The following is a 1,554-nucleotide window of genomic DNA, read 5'->3' on the forward strand; positions in this document are numbered from 1 at the left end:
GTGAGCTGCTCCGGCTTTCGTGGAGTCCCTGATGTCAGGGTTTGTTACGATCCAGGCGTAAGGAGAACCACGAGCAATGCCCGCACCACGCAAGTACCCCGATGAACTCCGCGAGCGCGCCGTCCGCGAGGTCCGCTCGACCGGCCGCCCGTCGCTCACGTGGCCCGTGACCTCGGCATCCACAAGGAGGCCTTGCGGTCCTGGGTCCGTCAGGCCGAGGCCGACGCCGGCGAGCGCGACGACCGCCTCACCACCGTCGAGCGCGACGAGCTGAAGGAACTCCGCAAGGAAGTCGCCGAGTTGAGGCGGGCCAACGAGATCCTCAAAGCCGCCAGGGTGAAGTCAACCGGTCAGCGCAACAGGGCCTCCAGCCTACCGGCTGGTGTGTCGAAGTCGAGGGTCTGCCGGGGACGGGTGTTCAACCGCAGGGCGATGACATCCAGGTCGGCCTGGGTGAGGTGACCCATCCCAGTGCCCTTGGGCAGGTACTGGCGCAGGAGGCGGTTGGTGTTCTCGTTGGTGCCGCGCTGCCATGGGCTCTGGGGGTCGGCGAAGTAGACGGCCAGGCCGGTCGTGGCGGTGACGTTCTTGTGGGCGGCCAGCTCCATTCCGCGGTCCCAGGTCAGGGACTTCCTCAACTTGGCTGGCAGGTTCAGCATTTGGGCCGAGATCCGCGCGGTGACGGTGGCGGTGTCACGACCGTCGAGCTGGACCAGCATGGTGAACCGGGTGGTGCGCTCGACGAGGGTCGCGACCTGGGTGACGCCACTGCCCATGACGAGGTCGCCCTCCCAGTGTCCGGCCACTTTGCGATCACGCGCCTCGACGGGGCGTTCGTGGATGGAGATCGCGTCCTTGATCTGCGAACGCCACTGCCCGGCAACGGTGTTGTGGATATTGCGCCTGGTCGGACGCCCGGAGCGAAGGTGCTTCTGAAGCTCCTTCGCCAGCACCTTGCGAGCCTGCATGAACAGCGACTTGTAGATCGTCTCGTGGCTGATCCGCATCCCGGATTCAGCCGTCTGGGTCTTGGCCAGGTGACCGGCTATCTGCTGCGGCGACCAGTCCTCGGCCAGCTTCTCGGCAACCAGTGCGCGCAGGGGCTCATTCGCGGCCAGCAGACAGGGCTTGGGGCGCCGGGCCCTGTCCCAAGCACGGTCCTCGGCGTCCACGGCCCGGTAGTGCCCGGTCCCCTTGTTGCGGGCGATCTCCCTGCTGACGGTCGAGACTGCCCGTCCCAGTGCTCGGGCGATTGTGCGCATGGAGTCGCCTTGGGCCGGCCCGCGGGATATCGATTCCCGCTCCGCGCTCGTCAGGCCACCATCCCGGCGCCGCCGAACAGGCGGGACGTAGCCGCCGTTCGACTTCAGGATCGTGAAAATCGATCCCGGTGGTCTGCCCAGGGCACGGGAGATCTCGCTGATCGACTCGCCGGCCTTCCAGCGGTCCCACAACTCTCGCTTCTGCATGTCCGACATCCCCGGACGACCCAACCTCGCCATGCGCACATCCTCCGCCACCTGGGACGTTGCGCTGACCGGTTGACTTCACCGC

At 66.9% G+C, this 1,554-nt stretch carries 2 protein-coding genes; one reads left to right on the forward strand and one right to left on the reverse strand.

All coding sequences use genetic code 11. The annotated features are described in order from the left end of the window. The first annotated feature begins 159 nt into the window (after positions 1-159). Positions 160-462 (forward strand): transposase, encoded by a 303-nt coding sequence (locus tag ACIOFR_RS42280; protein ID WP_401006168.1) that lies wholly within the window; start codon positions 160-162, stop codon positions 460-462. Here ACIOFR_RS42280 and ACIOFR_RS42285 read toward each other — a convergent pair. Next, positions 351-1,502 carry an IS30 family transposase gene (locus tag ACIOFR_RS42285; RefSeq protein WP_401006170.1) on the reverse strand — a complete coding sequence of 384 codons (1,152 nt, stop codon included), beginning with the start codon at positions 1,500-1,502 and terminating at the stop codon, positions 351-353. The genes ACIOFR_RS42280 and ACIOFR_RS42285 overlap by 112 nt on opposite strands. Between the last annotated feature and the right edge of the window lie 52 nt (positions 1,503-1,554).

It is taken from the genome of Kitasatospora sp. NPDC088346, assembly GCF_044740765.1.
Lineage (GTDB): Bacteria > Actinomycetota > Actinomycetes > Streptomycetales > Streptomycetaceae > Kitasatospora.